This is a genomic window from Pseudomonas sp. JL2, from assembly GCF_031570495.1.
Lineage (GTDB): Bacteria > Pseudomonadota > Gammaproteobacteria > Pseudomonadales > Pseudomonadaceae > Aquipseudomonas > Aquipseudomonas rhizophila.
The window spans coordinates 139,641-157,189 of the sequence record NZ_JAKUDH010000011.1; the positions used below are offsets into that span (position 1 = coordinate 139,641).

Sequence of the window (17,549 nt, forward strand, 5' to 3'; positions counted from 1 at the left end):
TTTCCTTGCTGTGATTAAGGGGTGTGTCGTTTAAGTGGCTTCAGATTAACTTTGGCAACTTAATTCACCCTTAATTCAGTAACCGTTGTTCTCCAGTACCTGCGCCACGCTGCCTGTTTCGGGACGCTTCAAGTATTTGAGCAGTTCGCTGGCGCGGTTGGTAAAGATGCCATCCACTCCGGCCTCCAGCACTTTTTTGAAGTCCACCGCTTCATCCACCGTATAAACGTGCACCAACAAACCCTGGTCATGGGTGTATTGGTTCATCCACGGCTGCACCAAGTCCGAATAACTCTGGCTGCCGCCTTGAGTCAACGCGGCGGACGGCCCGGTGCCGATAGCGCCTTGTGCCTTGGCAAATTGGACCCATAGTTCAAACTCGGCGTTGTCCTTGGGCTGCTGTTTGGCGTAATAGGCCGCCTTGTCCGTTTCGCCGGACTCGGCAAACGTCACCTTCGACTTGGCCTCAATGTAGCCATCGCCCACCCACAACAGCAGGACTTTTGGCACGTTCGGCATTTCTTTTTGCAGCAGTTCGAGGCTGCTCTTTTCGAAGGTTTGCAACACCACTTTACCTTTGCCCTGACCTACACCGGTGGCGCGTTTGGCGAGCTTGGAGCCCGACGGGCTCAACCAGCCGCGGTCCTGCAATTTATCCTTCAGGTCGCGCTCGATGCCGGGGAACAGCTTCGGCTCCTTGGTTTCGATGTACAGCCCCGGTTTGTGCAGCGGGTTGCCTTCGGCGATGTTGATGACTTCATCGAGGGTGAGGATTTTCAGGCCCACGAACGATGGGCGGGCGCGGTCCGGGTAGGCGGTGTTGAACCAACTGCCGGCATCGAGGGTTTTGAGTTCCGCCATGGTGAATTCGTTGGCGGTGCTGTCCTTGCGCTCGGGGAATTTGGTCGCGACATCGGTGGTGCGCAGCAGGCTGTCGTCGTGTAGCACGAACAGTACGCCGTCCTTGCTGCGTTGCAGGTCCAGCTCCAGGTAATCGGCGCCCAGGTCGCGGGCCAGTTTGTAGGCCGCGGCGGTGGTTTCAGGCGCGTCAAACGAGGCGCCGCGGTGGGCGATCACCGCTGGGTGAGGAATGCCCTGAAGGGCCGCTAGGGACTTGGGGGGCGCGGCTTCGCCGGCCTGTGTCTGGCCGAAGCCAAGCAGCAGGCTCAGCAGCAGGGCACTACGGGTGAAGGTGACAGGCATGCTCGAGATCCTTTCGTGGGTTTCGCAAAGACCTATCTTTTAACAACTGAACGTTCCTGGCGCTATCGCTATACCGACATAAAAATGCGCAAAGCAGATTTTTCCCACGCTTTTGCAGGTCGCTTTGCAGTACGCTTGGCCGCACCAGTTTCCCCGGCAGAGGGAAACCCGAAGACAGCATCCAATTGCCCTGCGTGTAAACCATCGATCAGACGTCCTGCGGGACGCATCCATGAGGTTTACCATGCGAACCACTTCGACATTCATCTGCCAGGCCGCCGACCAGCTCAAGGGTTTTGTCGGCCTGAACCGCAAAACCCGCCAGTACATCGTGCGCTTCAGCGAAGATGCCTTTGGCATGGACGTGGCCGACGACGGCATCATCCCCACCTGTGAATTTGTCTGGACTCCGGCGGCGGACGGCACCATGGCCCTGAGTCGCCAGCGCATTCAGTTGCTGCTGGACCAGAACATCGACGACCGGATCAACCTCACCGAACCGTTGCGGGTTTACATGGCCCGTAGCGACCTGCCGGAGATTGTTGCAGTGCGCCAGTTGGTGGAAGGCTAAAGCCACGCCGATTATGAATGGGCTGAAAAACCCTGTGGGAGCAAGACTTGCCCGCGATGACGGCGGCACATTCAGCACTGATGCAAGCTGACCCAGCGCTATCGCGAGCAGGCTCGCTCCCACTAGGGATTTGCGGTGAGCACCGAATCGGTTAGCCCTGAAAAACCCCTGTGGGAGCAAGGCTTGCCCGCGATGACGGCGGCACCTTCAGCATGGATGCAAGCTGACCCAGCGCTATCGCGAGCAGGCTCGCTCCCACAAGGGATTTGCGGTGAGCACCGAATCGGTTAGCCCTGAAAAACCACTGTGGGAGCGAGCCTGCGCGCGATGACGGCGGCACCTTCAGCATGGATGCAAGCTGACCCAGCGCTATCGCGTGCAGGCTCGCTCCCACAAGGGCTGTGCGGTGAGCACCGAATCGGTTAGCCCTGAAAAACCCCTGTGGGAGCAAGGCTTGCCCGCGATGACGGCGGCACCTTCAGCATGGATGCAAGCTGACCCAGCGCTATCGCGTGCAGGCTCGCTCCCACAAGGGCTGTGCGGTGAGCACCGAATCGGTTAGCCCTGAAAAACCACTGTGGGAGCGAGCCTGCTCGCGATGACGGCGGCACCTTCAGCATGGATGCAAGCTGACCCAGCGCTTTCGCGAGCAAGCTCGCTCCCACAAGGGATTTGTGGTGAACACCGAATTGGGTAGCCCTGAAAAACCACTGTGGGAGCAAGGCTTGCCCGCGATGACGGCGGCACCTTCCGCATGGATGCAAGCTGACCCAGCGCTATCGCGAGCAGGCTCGCTCCCACAAGGGATTTGAGGTGAACACCGAATTGGGTAGCCCGGAAAAACCACTGTGGGAGCAAGGCTTGCCCGCGATGGCGGCGGCACATTCAACACTGATGCAAGCTGACCTGCCGCAATCGCGAGCAGGCTCGCTCCCACAAGGGATTTGTGGTGAACACCGAATCGGGTAGCCACGAAAAATCATTGTGGGAGCAAGGCTTGCCCGCGATGGCGGCGGCACATTCAACACTGATGCAAGCTGACCTGCCGCAATCGCGAGCAGGCTCGCTCCCACAAGGGATTTGTGGTGAACACCGAATCGGGTAGCCACGAAAAATCATTGTGGGAGCAAGGCTTGCCCGCGATGGCGGCGGCACATTCAGCATGGATGCAAGCTGGCCCAGCGCTTTCGCGACCAGGTTTTGTAGGCTGGCATCAGGTTTGGCGCTGGAAGGCATAGTCCCGTTCGACCTTGCACACCCGCGTGTGGCAATGGGCGTACCAGGTCGAGCGACCGCGTTCGCGGATTGCGCTGTGTTCGGGGTGCTGCTTCCAGGCCAGGATCGCCGCTTCGCTGCTCCAGTAGGACACGGTGATGCCCAAGCCGTCTTCGCCACGGGCCGACTCGACGCCGAGGAAGCCCGGCTGCTCTTGAACCAGAGTCAGCATGCGCTCAGCGGCTTGGGCGTAACCCTGGTCCCCCTCAGTGCGCAGGGAGGTGAAAATCACCGCGTAATACGGGGCGCTCATGATGCTGTCCTCCGGCAAGCCTCGACAAACGCACTGACCAGCGGCGGCACACGCCCCTCCAACGCTGCGCGCTCAGGCTGGAACAGGGTCGCGACAAAAAAAGGATGATCAGCCAGCTCCACGGCCCGTAAATCGCCTACCGAATCCCGGGCCACGGCGTGCAAGCGGTCACTCAGCAAATCCCCCTCAAACTGTGGATTGACCCCAAAGCTGCACCGATATCCTTCGAAAACCTTAAGGCGACCATAGGCCCTGGCAATCAACGAATCGGCGTCAAGTTCAAGACAGTCGATGGTTTCGATCAGCGCACAGCTTAACGGCGTCAGCAGTGCCCGTTCAGCCTCGGGAGCTGTTTCGCCATGGGCTGCGTCGGCCCAGCCCATCACATTGCGCGCGTATTCCAGCACGGCATGCTGAAAACCGCCGCAGGTGCCGAGGAAAGGGCGACGCTGTTCGCGGGCAAAACGAATGGCTTGCAGCGCGCCATTTTCGTTTCGGTAAGGGCTGCCTGGCACGCACCAGACTCCGTCGAAATCATTCAGGACGGCGCTGTCGGTGATGAGATCGGTGGCCAGCCATTGAAAACCAATGTGATGACCGGTTTGCTTGCTGGCCAGTTCGAGTGCGATGGGGATGGCCCGATGGGCCGTTATTTGAGGGTCATAGTCGCCGACCAGGGCGATGTGCAAAGAACGCTGGTTTTCCATGAGAGGCTCGCCGCTTGTTGATTCCTGGTCGCCACTATAGATTGGCGTTCACGCAATCAATATTGGCGTTTATCCAAGTGATCAATGCATCGACGCACTATCGTCTGGACTATCCCGATCTGTCCCTGATCCTGGCGTTGGTCCGTGGCGGTTCGCTGGCCCGAGCCGCGCGCTTGCTGCACGTGGATGTGTCCACGGTCTTCCGCTCGGTACGGCGGCTGGAGGCCGCCCTGGGCCAACCCTTGTTCGAAAAAAGCCGTGCAGGGTATTTGCCCACGAGCCTGGCCCAGGCGCTGGCTGAGCAGGCCGAGCGCGCCGAACAGGCGTTGGAGGCGGCGCGTATCGGGGTGGAGCAGGGCGGTGAGGTCGTCAGCGGCACGGTGCGCCTGACCTGCACTGACTCGGTCCTGCAAGCATTGTTGCTGCCGGCCCTGGCGCGGTTCATGCCTGCTTACCCGGCGCTGTCCCTTGAACTGAGCACCTCGAACGACTTTGCCAACCTGAGCCGCCGCGACGCCGACATCGCCTTGCGACTGACCCGTACGCCGCCGGAACATCTGGTCGGGCGGCATCTGGGTAATGTGGTTTATCGGGTATGTGCCGACACCCGCTATCTGCGTTCGGTAAATACGGATGATCTGGCCGCCATGACCTGGATCGCGCCGGATGACTTTCTCCCCGATCACCCCACTGTGGCTTGGCGCCGTCAGCATCTTCCTGGCGTGGTGCCGGCCTATCGCTGCAACAGCATGCTTTCGGTCACCGAGTTGGTTCGAGCCGGGCTGGGCGTGGCGGCGTTGCCGGACTTTCTGATCGGCGAAAACAAGGGCCTTACGCCCATTGGCGAACCGCTGGCGGGGTATGACACGGCCCTTTGGCTGCTGACCCGGCCGGACTGTCGCGCCTTGCGCTCAGTGGTGACATTGTTCGATGAACTCAGGTGCAATCTGCGCTTGCACTGACTTTTGTCCAACAGGGCGTTGATGGCTCAATCGAGGATGATCTCCCGGCGGTATAGTGACTTGAGCCCCAGCCTCAGGCAGAGAACATCATGATGACAGAATCGTCGCAGCCCACTTCCACAGCACCTGTTGATCACTTGCGTTTTCATCGTCCCCACGCGCATTTGGGGCCGACCTTTGGTAATGACCGCTTTGCGCTACGCGCGGAGGCATTCGCGCGTTTTTTCGGAACACCCATGTTCCTGGGGGCGCAGACCTTGATCGTGTTGATCTGGATAAGCCTGAACATGTTGGGTGTGGTTCATTTCGATGCTTACCCGTTCATCTTGCTGAATCTGGCGTTCAGCCTACAGTCGGCCTACGCCGCCCCGCTGATCCTGCTGGCGCAGACACGCCAGGCCGCGCGGGACAAGGCCCAAGCCGAAGCGGATGCTCAACATCGCGAAGCACTGGCCATTGCCAACAGTGAGCGCCAGGCCCAGGCAGCACAGAACACGGCGCAATTGCTCGAGTTGTTGGAGCAGAACACCCGCCTGACGGAAATGACCAAGGCATTGACCGAGCGCATCGACTGCCTGACTACCGAGATGCACGAGAAATTCGTGAGCAAGCCATCGATGCCGTAATCCGTTTCTGCGGTGGTAGCGACACTCAGACCTGATAGCGGGCCAGGAACATGTCGAGGGCCGATTCAACCACCTGAGTCTGTTCATCCTGGGTCAGGCACGGCTGGCCCATGGAAATTTGAGGCCAGAAGGCGAACGTCTTGATCAGCCCGTGCATCTGTTGCGCCGCAAACGCCGGCTCCACGGCTTTCAACCGACCGTCGGCTTGGGCCTGGCGAATCCACACGGTCAAACCTTCTTCGCGCTGACCCATGCGCGCAACCATATCCTGGGCTCGCTCGGGCGAATGAATCGTCGCGGCAATGGCGATGCGCGCCAGGTCGAGAAAATTATCGTCTGCCAGCATGTGCAATTTGGCTTGCAGCAGCTTTCGAAGCTGCTCACGCAGGGGCTGCTCCGGGCTGTAGGCCATGTCCTGTTCGGCGGTAATGCTGTTCCACAATCGATTCAGAATTTCCGCAAACAACTCCTCTTTGCTGGGGAAGTGGTTATACACCGTGCGCTTTGACACACCCGCCGTCGCCGCGATCTTGTCCATGCTGGTGATCTCGAAACCGCTGCTACGGAATTCGGCAATCGCGGCCTGGAGGATGGAGTCGCGTTTTCGCTCGGTGAGGCGCTGCGGCGGTACGGTCATGGTTAATCATCATCTGGAGAAGGGAAGTTACACTTGGCAGTTTACTTGCTCTCGGGATTGCTGCAATCTACAAACTACACCGAGTAGTGTAGTTTTCAATCAAGCGGCTGAGCGTGCATGCAACGGCCATTAGCGTCCCACAACGGCGAAGCGCAATTGCGACGACGTCCTTGGAGTTTTCGCATCATGACCATTTTTTCTTCGACTGACAGCCCTGCGGTGCTTCCTTCATCCCAGCAGGAGCAAGGAAAGTACCGTAACCACGCCCCTACACCGCGCCAAGGGCTCGGCCAGATGCTACGCATCATGTGGAACATGATCTTCCACAAACCGCGCAACACCCGTCCTGCGGGCACCATCGAGGTACAACCGCTGACGCGCGCCGACCTGCTGGCCGCGCCGAACAACAGCGTCTTCCGCCTCGGGCATTCCACGGTGCTGCTCAAGCTGCGAGACAAGTTCTGGCTGACCGACCCGGTTTTTTCCGAGCGCGCTTCCCCCCTGCAATGGGCTGGCCCCAAGCGCTTCCATCAGCCGCCCATCAGCCTGGAACAGCTGCCGCCAATTGAAGCGGTGATTCTTTCCCATGATCACTACGACCATCTCGATCATCAGGCCATCCTCCAACTTGCCGCCAAGACACGGCATTTCCTGGCCCCTCTCGGGGTAGGCGACACCCTGATCAAATGGGGCATCGACGCCAGCAAGGTGCGTCAGCTGGACTGGTGGCAGAGCACCGAAGTGGACGGCATTGAATTCATCGCCACACCCTCCCAGCACTTTTCCGGTCGCGGGCTGTTCGACGGCAACAGTACGTTATGGGCCTCGTGGGTGATGATCGATGGCGCCACCCGAATCTTCTTCAGCGGCGACACGGGCTATTTCGACGGGTTCAAACGCATCGGCCAGCAATACGGCCCATTCGACCTGACGCTGATGGAAACCGGCGCCTACAACGTCGAATGGCCGCACATCCACATGCAACCGGAGCAAACCCTGCAGGCGCATATCGACCTCAAGGGCCGCTGGTTGCTGCCGATCCACAACGGCACGTTCGATTTGTCGATGCATGCCTGGTACGAACCCTTCGATCGCATCCTGGCCCTGGCCTGGGAGCGCAACGTCTGCATTGCCACCCCGCAAATGGGTGAAGCCTTCAGCCTCGCGCAACCGCAACGTGGCCGCGCCTGGTGGCTGGACGTGGAACCCTCGGCTTATCAAGACCAGCCCGATATGGCCTGACCCTCGACGCATCGATCATTCGATCATTGCGTAGTCTGGCCGCCCCATCGGATCCGGCGTGGCGCCTTTGATATTCATGCCGCGCCCAGGCGCAAAGCCCGGGAAGAACACCAGGCCTTCGGCTTCCAGCCGAAAGGCCAGGGCCAGGCGGGTGACATCAAGTAGCTCGCCCCCCGCTTCGAAGCGCCGGATGGCCTGGGTCGAGACTCCAGACTGCCGTGACAATTCCTCGACACTCCAGCCCAGCATGGCTCGAGCCTGCGCGCTGTGGGCAGGGGTGAATTGATAGACAGCGATGCGTTCCAGGGTGGTTTTGATTGCGAGCGAGGCCATGGGAGTTCTCCAAAGCTGTGGATTCAAAAAATACTGTGTTTTTGTACAGTTGTTTTGAATCCTGATCAATCTCATTTTTTTGATCAATGACCGGTGGTCTTTTCCAGCCAGGCACTCGGTGCGTGACCCAGCACCCGGCGAAACATGGTGGAGAACGCCGCAGGGCTGTCGTAGCCCAGATCCAGGGCAATACGGGTTACCGAATCGCCTACGACCAATCGAGACAGCGCCGACATCACACAGGCCTGTTGTCGCCATTGGCTGAAACTCAACCCGGTTTCCCGGCTGAACAGCCGATTGAACGAGCGCAGGCTGATAGGCAACTGCGCCACCCATTGCACAGGTGAGACGTGGGCGTTGGGGCGTTTCAGAAACCCCTGGCACAGGCCGAGCAGGCGTGGGTCCTTGGGCAGTGGCAGGTGCAATGGCAAATGAGTGCTGCGCAACAGTTCGTGCAGCAACAGATTGATCAGCGCGCCGTCGCGTCCGGCCTCGTCGTATTCCGGCGCAAGCTCCACGGCTTCCAGCAGCAACTGGCGCATCAGGGGCGACACGCTGATGACCTGGCAACGGGCGTCCATGGCCGTCACCGCGGCCGGTTCGATGTACACGCTGCGCGTGCTGACCCCCAGCATCAGCACCTCATGGGCAACCCCGGACGGGATCCATACCGCCCGTTGCGGCGGCACCACCCAATTACCGTCTTCGGTGCGGACCTGCATCACACCAGTGGCGCCATACAGCAACTGCGCCCGGCGATGATGGTGCGAGGGCAGTAAATGTCCGTGGGGGTAGTCGGTGCCAATGGCGACGACAGCCCTGGGGATCGCATCCAATAAATCGATCGAAGTGTTGCGCATCGAGGCACTACTCATCATTGGCGTAAACGCAAACATTATTGGCTCGTTTGCTAGAGCGGGCCAAGCATCGCTTATCTAACGTGGGGCGCTCCCCATTTCACGGATTCGCCTCGATGTTCTATGTATTGTTTGCGTGCTTCGGCTGCCTGAGTGGCGTAACGGCGGTGTTGTTCGGCTTTGGCGGCGGTTTCGTCGTGGTGCCTTTGATGTATCGCATGCTGATGGCCCATCACTCGGGTGACGCCATCGGTGAATCGGCCATGCACATTGCCGTCGCCACCTCGACCTGCGTCATGATCGTCAACGCCCTGGTCGCCACCGGAAAACACCAGCGTGCCGGTCAGCTGATTCGTCATTACCTGTGGCCTTTCGGCGGCTTCATTGCGCTGGGGGCGGTCTTCGGCGCAGCGGCCGCCACTTGGCTCAATGGCGAGATTATCCGCTACGCCTTCATGGCTTACCTGGGCCTGACCATCCTGGACTGCCTGCTGCGGCGAGGTTTTCTGACACGCGCCAGCGATGCTGTCCTACGCCCTTTGGCGCCAATGGAGACTGCGTTGGGCGGCACAACCATCGGAATCATCGCCACAATGCTGGGCGTCGGCGGCAGCGTCATGACCGTGCCGCTGCTGCGCCGTTGTGGCCTGAGCATGTCCCAGTCCACGTCGATGGCCAATCCGCTGAGCGTGCCCGTCGCGTTGGCCGGCACCGTCACCTACATGGCCTTGGCCAGCTTCACCGGGACAGACTTCGGCCCGTGGTTTTTCGGTTTCGTAGACTTGCTGGCCTTTGTTGTGCTCACACTCGGCGCGCTACTGGGCATCCGCCTGGCAACGCCATGGATCGGGCGGATACCGGATCGGCTGCATGCGCGGGTGTATGTAGGGTTGTTGATGTTTGTGATGGTTGGGATGTGGCTGGGATAGGGTAGCTATTGACCAGCCAACCCCGGTGCTTCCCGAATAATGAAGTGATCCAGGTTCTCGATATTGGCACTGAACACCCCGAACGTCTGTTCGGGGTTTTTCTTGCTCGGCACCTGTTTCAACTCCGGCGTCACGCCATAAAAGAAGCAATACAACGGCGCGTCACTCTCGATGGTGTGCTTGATCTCTTCCAGAAACGCTTTGCGCTTGCGGTAGTTGTCGATCAGCTTCTTGCTCAGGTAAACGTTCACCGAGTAAGGCTTCTTCTTCGCCTCGTCCGGTTGCTTGAACCAGACCTTTGCTTCGAAGTCGATGCGAAAGCTCTGGGTGTAATCCTTGATCTCCTTGATCTTGCCCCAGTAAATCAACCCCTTGTTGTCCAGCAGGTACTCGATCTTCTTGAAGAACGATCCATAGGGCGCCGTGTGCTCGCCAATCTTCAGCGGCATGCGCTTGAGCAGCTCCTTGTCCGCGAAGTTCGACACAAAACACTCCACCGGATGGGCGAAGACGCTGGTCTTGTCCGGCGCTGAATCACGGCTCGGGTGCTCGACATGACTGGCGGCTGAAGGCTCTCGCTCATCGCGCAGAACGTCCGCCGCCACCGTCGGGCCGGATGGCTTGCGCACATACTCACGCCGAGTCAGCAACAATTCCGACGGAAAATGCTCCTCCGGACCGTCATCCGTTTCCCCGCCATCCGCCTCCAGGCCCGACGCCGCAGTCTTCAGGCTGACATAAGGACAACCCTCGATATGCCGCGTGCTGGGAATGTTCTTGAAGTGCGGCGTGCGCACGTAATTCACATTCTTGGCGTTGAACGTCCCCAACACATTCGCCGCATCAAACGCCGCCCGACAGGCATCGTTGGGGCATTGAAACTGTTCCTTCGCGGAATCGAACGCCACCGTCTCGTCAAAATTCAAATCGCGCACGTCATAGATCGACAGCTTGTCGTCGAGGCTGAGGCAGTAGGCGAGGTCGAATTTCATCGGGGCTCGGGTCCATGAGGGGGAAATGTATTAATAGCGAAGGGCAGGGCCGGTTGCACTCAAAGTTTCAGCACACCACCAAAAAACTGTGGGAGCGAGCCTGCTCGCGATTCCCAAAATCACCCGGCCATCAAGCCTGCCGATAACCTGTGACCTGACACCAACCCGTGGCGAGGGAGCTTGCTCCCGCTGGCTGCGTAGCAGCCCCAATTCCATATCTCCAACAAAAAACCGCCGCCTGAACAACGGACGACGGCTTCTGATGGAATCTCAAAACCCTCGCAAAATCCGAGAAGCTTTCCGCACCAATGCGCAACGATTCTGAGTTTTTCGTAGGGCAAAGGTTGCTTGGCTGCCCTGAAGTTAAACGCGATATTGGCTCTTATAGAAAACAAAAAACCCCGTTTTCACGGGGTTTTTATTTAAGCGTGCAGCCTGAGATTTTTCTTTCCAATCAATCCCAGCTAAGCGCACCACCCGTCTGATACTCAATCACCCGAGTCTCAAAGAAGTTCTTCTCTTTCTTCAAGTCCATGATCTCGCTCATCCAAGGGAACGGGTTCGTCGTCCCTGGATACTCTTCCTTCAGACCAATCTGCGACAGGCGACGGTTAGCGATGAACTTGAGGTAGTCCTCCATCATCGCCGCGTTCATGCCCAGCACGCCGCGAGGCATGGTGTCGCGCGCGTATTCGATCTCCAGCTGAGTCCCTTGCAGGATCATCTGGGTCGCTTCTTCCTTCATCTCGGCATCCCACAAGTGCGGGTTTTCGATTTTGATCTGGTTGATCACGTCGATGCCGAAGTTCAGGTGCATGGATTCGTCGCGCAGGATGTATTGGAACTGCTCGGCGACGCCGGTCATTTTGTTGCGGCGGCCCATGGAGAGGATCTGGGTGAAGCCGCAGTAGAAGAAGATGCCTTCCAGAACGCAGTAGTAGGCGATCAGGTTGCGCAGCAACTCTTTGTCGGTGTCCGGGGTGCCGGTTTCGAACTTCGGATCGGAGATCGAACGGGTGTATTTCAGGCCCCAGGCGGCTTTTTTCGCGACCGATGGGATCTCGTGGTACATGTTGAAGATTTCGCCTTCATCCATGGCCAGCGATTCGATGCAGTACTGGTAGGCGTGGGTGTGGATCGCCTCTTCGAACGCCTGGCGCAGGATGTACTGGCGGCATTCGGGGTTGGTGATCAGGCGGTACACGGCCAGGACCAGGTTGTTGGCAACCAGGGAGTCGGCGGTGGAGAAGAAGCCCAGGTTGCGCATCACGATGCGGCGCTCGTCGTCGGTCAGGCCTTCCGGGGTTTTCCAGAGGGCGATGTCGGCGGTCATGTTGACTTCTTGCGGCATCCAGTGGTTTGCGCAGCCGTCCAGGTACTTCTGCCAGGCCCAGTCGTATTTGAATGGCACGAGCTGGTTGAGGTCGGCGCGGCAGTTGATCATGCGCTTTTCATCGACGGCGACACGGGCGGAGGCGCCTTCGAGTTCGGCGAGGCCTTCGGCGACGTCGAGTTTGTCGAGGGCGGCCTTGGCGCGAATGATCGCGGCCGAGTCGCTGGCCGTCACGGCCCGGGCTTCGAGGGCGGCGGCACCGCCGGCGCTGTCGAGGCGGTCCATGTTGGCTTCAGAAGCGTGGCCGGCGTTGGCGCCTTTTACAGCGACTTCGCCGTCTTCTTTGTCGAATTCGTCCCAGCTCAGCATGACGTGTTGTCTCCTGCGTGAGGGCCAGATGCCCGTTGAAGGCCTACTGGCCGGTGGATCTTGGAAAATCGTTTGTTGCAGCAGCTGACGCAGGCAATAAACAGAAAAATGTACGGGTCGTTCTGAAGCGGCTGTGAGCGCGAGGAGGCAATGGGCCTCTGCGTGGGCTTCAGGCTGGTTTGACTCCCTGTAAGGGAATATTGCAGGCCCGTTTAAGGCGGCATTATAAGGACTTTTTTGCCTACGTGCTGCGGCGAAATAGCCCACGGAGGAGGTCGCGGGCGGTATATCCGCGTGGGAGCAAGGGTTTACAAGGCTTTGGCCGCTGAAGATTTTTTTTGCATGGGTCGGGTGACGGTATTTTTTGATCAAAAAACGAGCGTTTTTTGAGGTTTTGCACTACATGTTGTGTTTGCAAGGGCTTTTTGATGGTTACAGACACAACCAAGCCCGATCAAAATCGGGCTATGGAAAATGCCATTTATGATCAACCGATATGTGCCGAACCGGTGTGGTCATAGCCATCTTCAGCGACAGTAGCGGAGCCGGTGCGGTCGTAGCCATCCTCGGCAACGGTGGCCGAACCGGTTCGGTCGTAACCGTCTTCAGCGACAGCGGAGCCGGTGCGGTCATAACCGTCGGCGGCAAAGGTCTGGGCGGCCAGGACGGACAGGGTCAAGGCGAGGATCAGTTTGGTTTTCATGGAGGTTGCTCCTGGTTCGTTTAAGTTGATCAGCCGTTGGAGCAGCCGGTGCCCATGACGCTGTAGCGCAGGATGTGGCGCTGGCCTTTGGAGTCGTCGTATTCCATCTTGGCCGGGACCACTTCGCAGACGTTCGGGATGTCGCTCATGGAGATGACTTTGGCGATGTCCAGGTGGGTGGAGTAGGTGTACTCCTCAATGGCTGGTTTTTGCTGTGCAACGTCGGTCGGGGCCTCATCTGCCATCGCGGTGACGCTAAGGCCAGCGAGGACCAGAACCCATAAAGCTTTCATCTGTTTCACCTTTTTTGAGGTCGAGTGGGGTCACGCAACCTTTTTGGGGCTGCGTGTGGAACAGGTTTTGGGAGTTGGATTAACGGCCTTCGTGGGGGCTGTGTTGCGTTAATCGTGTTTGCCGGTTGGCGAGGTGGATTTTAGGGGGTGGGGTTAATCGCAAAAAGACCGGGTTTTGATAAACACTGTTGGTTGATCTGGTAATAATCGCGGCAGGTGGCGGGTGTTGTCTGTTGCATCTATGTTGGATTTGCCGCCGCCATCGCGAGCAAGCTCGCTCCCACAATGGGTCTGTGGTGTGTATGGGATTTTCGTTTTATTGGAGATCCTTGTGGGAGCGAGCTTGCTCGCGATGGCGTCAGATCAGCCAGTAGCACTGTTGATTGACACACTGCTATCGCTAGCAGGCTCACTCCCACAGGAAAAGGCCTGCTGGCAGGGGTTTGCACGTTAGTACCGACATTTTGTAGGGACTTGTTACTACCATCGTCGAATGGTTCTATAGGCTCGCCCCGGCTACAACGGGTACATACAAAAACAACTATGTCACCGAGGTAAGAAAGATGAGTGCGGCTTCTCTGTATCCCGTTCGTCCCGAGGTAGCGGCTAACACGCTGACTGACGAGGCGACCTACAAGGCCATGTACCAGCAGTCGGTGGTCAACCCGGATGGTTTCTGGCGCGAGCAGGCCAAGCGCCTCGACTGGATCAAGCCTTTCACCACGGTGAAGCAGACGTCCTTCGACGATCACCATGTCGACATCAAGTGGTTTGCCGATGGCACCTTGAACGTTTCCTACAACTGCCTCGACCGTCATCTGGCCGAGCGCGGCGATCAGATTGCGATCATCTGGGAGGGCGATGACCCTGCCGAGAGCCGCAATATCACCTATCGCGAGCTGCATGAAGAAGTCTGCAAGTTCGCCAACGCCCTGCGCGGCCAGGACGTGCATCGCGGCGACGTGGTGACGATCTACATGCCGATGATCCCCGAAGCCGTGGTCGCCATGCTGGCCTGCACCCGGATCGGCGCGATTCACTCGGTAGTGTTCGGCGGTTTCTCGCCGGAAGCACTGGCCGGTCGGATTATCGACTGCAAATCCAAAGTGGTGATCACTGCTGACGAAGGTATTCGTGCAGGCAAGAAGATCCCGCTCAAGGCCAACGTCGATGATGCATTGACCAACCCGGAAACCAGCAGCATCCAGAAAGTCATCGTGTGCAAGCGCACGGCTGGCAACATCAAGTGGAACCAGCACCGTGACATCTGGTACGAAGACCTGATGAAAGTGGCCGGTACCGTTTGTGCGCCGAAGGAAATGGGCGCTGAAGAGGCGCTGTTCATCCTCTACACCTCCGGTTCCACCGGCAAGCCAAAGGGCGTGCAGCACACCACCGCCGGTTACCTGCTCTATGCGGCCCTGACCCATGAGCGCGTGTTCGACTACAAACCGGGCGAAGTCTACTGGTGCACCGCCGACGTCGGCTGGGTCACCGGCCACAGCTACATCGTCTACGGCCCGTTGGCCAATGGCGCGACCACGCTGCTGTTCGAAGGCGTGCCGAACTACCCGGACATCACCCGGGTGGCCCAGGTCATCGACAAGCACAAGGTCAATATTCTCTACACCGCGCCGACCGCCATCCGCGCGATGATGGCCTCGGGCACCGCCGCCGTCGAAGGTGCCGATGGCAGCAGCCTGCGCCTGCTGGGTTCGGTGGGTGAGCCGATCAACCCGGAAGCCTGGGACTGGTACTACAAGAATGTCGGCAAGGAGCGTTGCCCGATCGTCGACACCTGGTGGCAGACCGAAACCGGTGGCGTGCTGATCAGCCCATTGCCGGGTGCCACGGCGTTGAAGCCGGGTTCGGCCACGCGTCCGTTCTTCGGCGTGGTGCCAGCGCTGGTGGATAACCTTGGCAACCTGGTGGAAGGCGCGGCCGAAGGCAATCTGGTGATCCTCGATTCGTGGCCAGGCCAGGCGCGCACGCTGTACGGCGACCACGACCGCTTTGTCGACACCTACTTCAAGACCTTCAGCGGCATGTACTTCACCGGCGACGGTGCGCGTCGTGACGAGGACGGCTACTACTGGATCACCGGTCGGGTGGATGACGTGCTCAACGTGTCCGGCCACCGCATGGGCACGGCCGAAATCGAAAGCGCCATGGTTGCCCACCCGAAAGTCGCCGAAGCGGCGGTGGTGGGTGTGCCGCACGACATCAAGGGACAGGGCATTTATGTCTACGTGACCCTCAATGCCGGCGAAGAAACCAGCGAGGCCTTGCGTCTGGAACTGAAGAACTGGGTGCGCAAGGAGATCGGTCCGATTGCCTCGCCAGACGTGATCCAGTGGGCCCCGGGCCTGCCGAAAACCCGTTCCGGCAAGATCATGCGCCGCATCCTGCGCAAGATCGCCACGGCGGAATACGATGGGCTGGGTGATATCTCCACCTTGGCTGATCCGGGTGTGGTGGCGCATCTGATCGAGACGCACAAGACCATGAACGTCGCCTGACGGTAGCCCGTAACACCGAAAAGCCCCGCCCGGTTTCGCCGAGCGGGGTTTTTTTATGGTCGCTAAGGCCAGGAGAGTTTGACGTGTGGTGCCTTTGTGGCGAGGGAGCTTGCTCCCGCTCGGCTGCGCAGCAGTCGTAAACCGGCCAATGCGGTATGACTGAACGACCGCTGTGCCTGGCTTTGGGGCTGCTGCGCAGCCCAGCGGGAGCAAGCTCCCTCGCCACGGGTTCGATGGATGAATAAATATCGGCGTTTAAAGTAGGAGGGGGCTGAACGTTACCGGTGTTTCGGAATGTGTAACCAAAGGCGCCACAACGGGGCGATGTGAAACGCGAAGCCCCGTTATAGGGCGGTTCCAGGCCTCTTGGAAAACAAGGCGACACGCTGTGCTTGCCGGATTAGNGATGGATGAATAAATATCGGCGTTTAAAGTAGGAGGGGGCTGAACGTTACCGGTGTTTCGGAATGTGTAACCAAAGGCGCCACAACGGGGCGATGTGAAACGCGAAGCCCCGTTATAGGGCGGTTCCAGGCCTCTTGGAAAACAAGGCGACACGCTGTGCTTGCCGGATTAGAAGGGTTTGCGAATAATGGGCCCGCAATTTGCAGCATAGATCGGTTTCCTTTCTTTTGCTCTTGCATGAATTTGCGGGGCTGTCAATGCGCTCAGGTCGCGTTTTCTGTGCTTCTGTAATTTGTTGTCGCATTGAAGAAATATCGGCTTCGGGCCTGTCGTTAGAATGCCGATCACTCGCTCGTCGTGAGCTGCGTTGAATTGACGCACGCTTTCTTAGGACGCAGCACTAAAGTTCGTTCCACCCATTCGCATATTGGGCTGTTGCTCACTCTGCCGTTTTTGCCCTTTCCCGATGGAGTCCCAAGATGAAGAAACTTGTGCTGCTTGGCGCCCTGGCACTGTCCGTGCTGTCCCTGTCGACATTCGCCGCAGAAAAGCCCCTGAAAATCGGTATCGAAGCGGCTTACCCTCCGTTTGCCTCGAAGGCCCCGGACGGCAGTATCGTCGGTTTCGACTACGACATCGGCAATGCGCTGTGCGAAGAGATGAAGGTCAAGTGCGTGTGGGTCGAGCAGGAATTCGACGGCCTGATCCCGGCGCTCAAGGTGCGCAAGATCGACGCGATCCTGTCGTCCATGTCGATCACTGAAGATCGCAAGAAGTCTGTTGATTTCACCAACAAGTATTACAACACCCCGGCTCGTCTGGTGATGAAGGCCGGCACCCAGGTCAGCGAAGGCCTGACCGAGCTCAAGGGCAAGAACGTCGGCGTGCAGCGCGGTTCGATCCACGAGCGCTTCGCCCGTGAAGTCCTGGCCCCGCTGGGTGCCGAGATCAAGCCGTACGGTTCGCAGAATGAAATCTACCTGGACCTGTCCGCCGGCCGCCTCGACGGCACCGTGGCAGACGCTACCCTGTTGGATGACGGTTTCCTCAAGACCGACGCCGGCAAGGGCTTTGCGTTCGTGGGCCCGGCCTTCACCGACGTCAAATACTTCGGTGACGGCGTAGGCATCGCGGTTCGCAAGGGTGATGCCCTCAAGGACAAGATCAACGGCGCGATTGCCGCCATTCGCGAGAACGGCAAATACAAGCAAATCCAGGACAAGTACTTCGCCTTCGATATCTACGGCCAGTAACAACGTCCCGCCACTCGTGCGAAATGGCGCAAGCAACAGGATCTCTGCGGTTTGCGCCATTTTTTCATTCCACTCTCGAGGACCTGA

17 protein-coding genes are annotated in these 17,549 nt (G+C 58.8%); 7 read left to right on the plus strand and 10 right to left on the minus strand.

All coding sequences use genetic code 11. The annotated features are described in order from the left end of the window. Nucleotides 1–75 precede the first annotated feature (75 nt). Complete coding sequence (locus MKS85_RS16120; protein ID WP_188251985.1) at nucleotides 76–1,203, minus strand: glycerophosphodiester phosphodiesterase; 1,128 nt, start codon at nucleotides 1,201–1,203, stop codon at nucleotides 76–78. Nucleotides 1,204–1,447: 244 nt separating this feature from the next. On the opposite strand from MKS85_RS16120, the gene MKS85_RS16125 reads away from it, so the two are divergent. After that, nucleotides 1,448–1,774: a DUF2025 family protein gene (locus MKS85_RS16125; RefSeq protein ID WP_188251984.1), complete on the plus strand. Its 327-nt coding sequence runs from the start codon at nucleotides 1,448–1,450 to the stop codon at nucleotides 1,772–1,774. A 1,213-nt stretch (nucleotides 1,775–2,987) separates the two neighbouring features. On the opposite strand, the gene MKS85_RS16130 is transcribed toward MKS85_RS16125, so the two are convergent. Further along, nucleotides 2,988–3,302 carry an antibiotic biosynthesis monooxygenase gene (locus MKS85_RS16130; protein WP_188251983.1) on the minus strand — a complete coding sequence of 105 codons (315 nt, stop codon included), beginning with the start codon at nucleotides 3,300–3,302 and terminating at the stop codon, nucleotides 2,988–2,990. Next, a complete protein-coding gene (locus MKS85_RS16135) occupies nucleotides 3,299–4,009 on the minus strand; it encodes a CTP synthase (protein ID WP_188251982.1) in 711 nt (236 codons plus the stop codon). Before MKS85_RS16135 ends, MKS85_RS16130 begins: the two co-directional genes overlap by 4 nt. 14 nt (nucleotides 4,010–4,023) lie before the next feature. Between MKS85_RS16135 and MKS85_RS16140 the strand changes: the two genes are divergently transcribed. Together MKS85_RS16140 and MKS85_RS16145 are read left to right on the plus strand one after the other, a co-directional pair. Continuing rightward, nucleotides 4,024–4,971: a LysR family transcriptional regulator gene (locus MKS85_RS16140; RefSeq protein ID WP_188251981.1), complete on the plus strand. Its 948-nt coding sequence runs from the start codon at nucleotides 4,024–4,026 to the stop codon at nucleotides 4,969–4,971. Nucleotides 4,972–5,063: 92 nt separating this feature from the next. After that, nucleotides 5,064–5,597, plus strand: coding sequence for a DUF1003 domain-containing protein (locus tag MKS85_RS16145; RefSeq protein ID WP_047228806.1), 534 nt, complete (start codon nucleotides 5,064–5,066; stop codon nucleotides 5,595–5,597). Between the two features lie 25 nt (nucleotides 5,598–5,622). Here the strand turns inward: MKS85_RS16145 and MKS85_RS16150 are convergent, their stop codons facing one another. Then, nucleotides 5,623–6,234 (minus strand): TetR/AcrR family transcriptional regulator, encoded by a 612-nt coding sequence (locus tag MKS85_RS16150; RefSeq protein ID WP_188251980.1) that lies wholly within the window; start codon nucleotides 6,232–6,234, stop codon nucleotides 5,623–5,625. Between the two features lie 186 nt (nucleotides 6,235–6,420). Here MKS85_RS16150 and MKS85_RS16155 point away from each other — a divergent pair, with 186 nt between their 5' ends. Next, complete coding sequence (locus MKS85_RS16155; protein WP_047228798.1) at nucleotides 6,421–7,476, plus strand: MBL fold metallo-hydrolase; 1,056 nt, start codon at nucleotides 6,421–6,423, stop codon at nucleotides 7,474–7,476. 15 nt (nucleotides 7,477–7,491) lie between these two features. Here the strand turns inward: MKS85_RS16155 and MKS85_RS16160 are convergent, their stop codons facing one another. Both MKS85_RS16160 and MKS85_RS16165 read right to left on the minus strand, forming a co-directional pair. Then, nucleotides 7,492–7,809, minus strand: coding sequence for a helix-turn-helix transcriptional regulator (locus MKS85_RS16160; RefSeq protein WP_047228797.1), 318 nt, complete (start codon nucleotides 7,807–7,809; stop codon nucleotides 7,492–7,494). 83 nt (nucleotides 7,810–7,892) lie between these two features. Further along, entirely contained in the window at nucleotides 7,893–8,669 is a 777-nt protein-coding gene (locus MKS85_RS16165) for a helix-turn-helix transcriptional regulator (protein WP_188251979.1), read from the minus strand. A 113-nt stretch (nucleotides 8,670–8,782) separates the two neighbouring features. Here MKS85_RS16165 and MKS85_RS16170 point away from each other — a divergent pair, with 113 nt between their 5' ends. Continuing rightward, nucleotides 8,783–9,595 (plus strand): sulfite exporter TauE/SafE family protein, encoded by an 813-nt coding sequence (locus tag MKS85_RS16170; protein ID WP_188251978.1) that lies wholly within the window; start codon nucleotides 8,783–8,785, stop codon nucleotides 9,593–9,595. Between the two features lie 5 nt (nucleotides 9,596–9,600). Here MKS85_RS16170 and MKS85_RS16175 read toward each other — a convergent pair whose 3' ends face one another. The 4 genes from MKS85_RS16175 to MKS85_RS16190 all read right to left on the minus strand — a co-directional run bounded on the left by MKS85_RS16175 (nucleotide 9,601) and on the right by MKS85_RS16190 (nucleotide 13,285). Further along, entirely contained in the window at nucleotides 9,601–10,587 is a 987-nt protein-coding gene (locus tag MKS85_RS16175) for a hypothetical protein (protein ID WP_188251977.1), read from the minus strand. 454 nt (nucleotides 10,588–11,041) lie between these two features. Beyond that, nucleotides 11,042–12,289 (minus strand): ribonucleotide-diphosphate reductase subunit beta, encoded by a 1,248-nt coding sequence (locus MKS85_RS16180; RefSeq protein ID WP_025215114.1) that lies wholly within the window; start codon nucleotides 12,287–12,289, stop codon nucleotides 11,042–11,044. Nucleotides 12,290–12,776: 487 nt separating this feature from the next. Further along, a complete protein-coding gene (locus MKS85_RS16185) occupies nucleotides 12,777–12,992 on the minus strand; it encodes a hypothetical protein (protein WP_047228793.1) in 216 nt (71 codons plus the stop codon). A gap of 29 nt (nucleotides 12,993–13,021) precedes the next feature. Next, the gene (locus tag MKS85_RS16190) at nucleotides 13,022–13,285 is read right to left on the minus strand and encodes a DUF2790 domain-containing protein (RefSeq protein ID WP_047228792.1); all 264 of its coding nucleotides are present in this window, start codon (nucleotides 13,283–13,285) and stop codon (nucleotides 13,022–13,024) included. Nucleotides 13,286–13,848: 563 nt separating this feature from the next. Here MKS85_RS16190 and acs point away from each other — a divergent pair. Both acs and MKS85_RS16200 read left to right on the plus strand, forming a co-directional pair. Further along, nucleotides 13,849–15,804, plus strand: a complete 1,956-nt coding sequence (gene acs, locus MKS85_RS16195; protein ID WP_047228791.1) for an acetate--CoA ligase — start codon at nucleotides 13,849–13,851, stop codon at nucleotides 15,802–15,804. A gap of 884 nt (nucleotides 15,805–16,688) precedes the next feature. Further along, nucleotides 16,689–17,462, plus strand: coding sequence for an ABC transporter substrate-binding protein (locus MKS85_RS16200; protein WP_188251976.1), 774 nt, complete (start codon nucleotides 16,689–16,691; stop codon nucleotides 17,460–17,462). The last annotated feature ends 87 nt before the right edge of the window (nucleotides 17,463–17,549 follow it).

What these genes read in the sequence shown, in the direction of transcription:
- MKS85_RS16190 (WP_047228792.1), bottom strand. Translation starts at nt 13,285, where the DNA reads ATGAAAGCTTTATGGGTTCTGGTCCTCGCTGGCCTTAGCGTCACCGCG.
- MKS85_RS16145 (WP_047228806.1), top strand. Translation starts at nt 5,064, where the DNA reads ATGACAGAATCGTCGCAGCCCACTTCCACAGCACCTGTTGATCACTTG.
- MKS85_RS16185 (WP_047228793.1), bottom strand. Translation starts at nt 12,992, where the DNA reads ATGAAAACCAAACTGATCCTCGCCTTGACCCTGTCCGTCCTGGCCGCC.
- MKS85_RS16170 (WP_188251978.1), top strand. Translation starts at nt 8,783, where the DNA reads ATGTTCTATGTATTGTTTGCGTGCTTCGGCTGCCTGAGTGGCGTAACG.
- MKS85_RS16130 (WP_188251983.1), bottom strand. Translation starts at nt 3,302, where the DNA reads ATGAGCGCCCCGTATTACGCGGTGATTTTCACCTCCCTGCGCACTGAG.
- acs (WP_047228791.1), top strand. Translation starts at nt 13,849, where the DNA reads ATGAGTGCGGCTTCTCTGTATCCCGTTCGTCCCGAGGTAGCGGCTAAC.
- MKS85_RS16175 (WP_188251977.1), bottom strand. Translation starts at nt 10,587, where the DNA reads ATGAAATTCGACCTCGCCTACTGCCTCAGCCTCGACGACAAGCTGTCG.
- MKS85_RS16165 (WP_188251979.1), bottom strand. Translation starts at nt 8,669, where the DNA reads ATGCGCAACACTTCGATCGATTTATTGGATGCGATCCCCAGGGCTGTC.
- MKS85_RS16125 (WP_188251984.1), top strand. Translation starts at nt 1,448, where the DNA reads ATGCGAACCACTTCGACATTCATCTGCCAGGCCGCCGACCAGCTCAAG.
- MKS85_RS16155 (WP_047228798.1), top strand. Translation starts at nt 6,421, where the DNA reads ATGACCATTTTTTCTTCGACTGACAGCCCTGCGGTGCTTCCTTCATCC.
- MKS85_RS16160 (WP_047228797.1), bottom strand. Translation starts at nt 7,809, where the DNA reads ATGGCCTCGCTCGCAATCAAAACCACCCTGGAACGCATCGCTGTCTAT.
- MKS85_RS16200 (WP_188251976.1), top strand. Translation starts at nt 16,689, where the DNA reads ATGAAGAAACTTGTGCTGCTTGGCGCCCTGGCACTGTCCGTGCTGTCC.
- MKS85_RS16120 (WP_188251985.1), bottom strand. Translation starts at nt 1,203, where the DNA reads ATGCCTGTCACCTTCACCCGTAGTGCCCTGCTGCTGAGCCTGCTGCTT.
- MKS85_RS16150 (WP_188251980.1), bottom strand. Translation starts at nt 6,234, where the DNA reads ATGACCGTACCGCCGCAGCGCCTCACCGAGCGAAAACGCGACTCCATC.
- MKS85_RS16135 (WP_188251982.1), bottom strand. Translation starts at nt 4,009, where the DNA reads ATGGAAAACCAGCGTTCTTTGCACATCGCCCTGGTCGGCGACTATGAC.
- MKS85_RS16180 (WP_025215114.1), bottom strand. Translation starts at nt 12,289, where the DNA reads ATGCTGAGCTGGGACGAATTCGACAAAGAAGACGGCGAAGTCGCTGTA.